Here is a 1,958-nt window from a genome sequence, read left to right on the forward strand (position 1 = left end):
TTGTGTTTTTTGCGATGGAACAGGAGAATCGGATATTGACCCATATAAAGAAGTTTATGGTGATTAGCAATAATACATTTGAAATGAAAGTGTGATGATAAATGGCAAAGTCAGTAAAAGAAAAGAATCAGTTGGATTGCAACAAAAGAGCAAGAGAAAAGTATTTAAAAGAAAAGACAACATCTGTCTGCATCCGCTTTATGCAGAATACAGAAGCAGATTTATTGGAGTATCTTAATTCTATGCCAAATAAGGCAGGATATATAAAGAGCTTGATTCGGGCAGATATGAAAAGGAATTGATTTAAAACAATTAGAAATATGAAATAGTGGTTGTTTGAACAAAGACATTTACCTATAGCAAGGTAAGATGTCTTTTTCTTTTATGTGTTGAATGTCAAATATGGGCGGTGTACAGATGAATAACAATCTGATTTTTGTAATTATTTTTTTCGGCAATCAACTTTTCGGGAGATTTCAAAAATCCGTTTAGAAATAGATACACCCCACATTATGCTATCCGAAAAGTGAAATCAGAATGAATCTGTAATACGCCCCCTATATCCTTTACTGATGCTACTGCCTTTTGTGCTGTTTCTTTTGAACTGCTATAGAAATGCAATAATGACATTTGTTGTTTGAGCAGCAGTACAAGCAAGTAATATCTGTTCATGCTTAGTGTGTCAAAAACGAATGTTTTTGGTACACTTTTTTCCTACTTTGACAAATCCCATAAATTAAGGCTTTCTAATTCACAAAAATATTTCAATAAACGTATCATAATCTATTGACATTTTGATACGTTTTTGATACAATCTTAATATCAAACAACAGAACAGATACGAAAGGGGTTTTAATATGGGTGATATTTTAGGATATGCAAGGGTTAGTACAGATGGTCAAAATTTAGACAGACAGATAGATGCTCTTATAGCAGCAGGAGTAAGCCGAAAACATTTATATTGTGAGAAAATGACTGGCACAAAAGCAGACAGACCAGAATTAAACAGGTTAATTAATGATTTAGAAATAAATGATACGGTTATCATAGCAGATTTAACACGAATATCCAGAAGCACAAAAGACTTGCTTGAAATCGTTGATAAAATCAAAAATAAAGGTGCATACATAAAAAGCCTGAAAGATACTTGGTTAGATACCACAAGCAGCAATCCTTACAATGATTTTCTGCTAACTGTTATGTCTGGCTTATCACAGCTTGAAAGGGATTTGATTAGCCAACGAACCAAAGAGGGGTTAGTATCTGCAAAAGCAAGAGGGCGCAATGGTGGCAGACCAAGCAAGCAGAATGAGAAGGCAGAAATGGTGATGGCATTGTATGACAGCGGTATGAAGATAGCTGACATAGTACGCAATACAGAACTATCCCGAAGCACAGTAAACCGTATCATAAAGAATCATAGCAGCAAGGTAGAAATAGCAGCGGTATGAATATGAAACAACAATATAAGGGTGTCAATGGTTTTGACATCCTTTTTGTATGTGATGAAGAAATGAAAAATATTGTTGTGGTGCGTCAAAAGATGTGTTATAATCTCAAAAGAGCAATCGTGTTACAGGGTGCGTTGACCTCATTCTAAAAGAATGGGGGTGATGCTATGAAAAAGAGAAAACATAAGAAACGCAAGATTCATATTTCTCTTATGGAGTTGCTGACATTTGGCATATTCCTTTTAGCATTGCTTACATTCGTATTTACGTTTTGTAAGTAGCCTTACATAGCAAAAACCACCCTTGTACTTTGACCAATGATAGGGTGGCATTGCTATTCATAATCTGGGTCAACCCCTTGTGGGCGGTTGCTCTTTCTTTGTGCCTATACTATAGCATACCTTAGGTTTGATTGCAAGAGCTTTTTTGGTGTTCGTAGGGTTGTTTCACGAAAGATTCTAATGTGATGTTATATATCGTTTACCGTTGAATTTCATGTATCTCTCC

At 35.2% G+C, this 1,958-nt stretch carries 2 protein-coding genes; both read left to right on the forward strand.

Annotation, left to right across the window (positions count from 1 at the left end; genetic code table 11):
* Window positions 1-101 precede the first annotated feature (101 nt).
* Window positions 102-302 (forward strand): hypothetical protein, encoded by a 201-nt coding sequence (locus D7Y06_RS24865; RefSeq protein WP_120410149.1) that lies wholly within the window; start codon window positions 102-104, stop codon window positions 300-302.
* 555 nt (window positions 303-857) lie between these two features.
* On the forward strand, window positions 858-1,451 hold the full coding sequence (locus D7Y06_RS24870; RefSeq protein ID WP_120410150.1) for a recombinase family protein: 594 nt from the start codon (window positions 858-860) through the stop codon (window positions 1,449-1,451).
* Window positions 1,452-1,958: the final 507 nt, after the last annotated feature.

Origin of the sequence: Roseburia sp. 1XD42-69 (genome assembly GCF_003612565.1) — a bacterium.
GTDB lineage: Bacteria > Bacillota > Clostridia > Lachnospirales > Lachnospiraceae > Roseburia_B.

Coding starts and splice junctions, on each gene's coding strand:
- D7Y06_RS24865 (WP_120410149.1), top strand. CDS start 102: ATGGCAAAGTCAGTAAAAGAAAAGAATCAGTTGGATTGCAACAAAAGA.
- D7Y06_RS24870 (WP_120410150.1), top strand. CDS start 858: ATGGGTGATATTTTAGGATATGCAAGGGTTAGTACAGATGGTCAAAAT.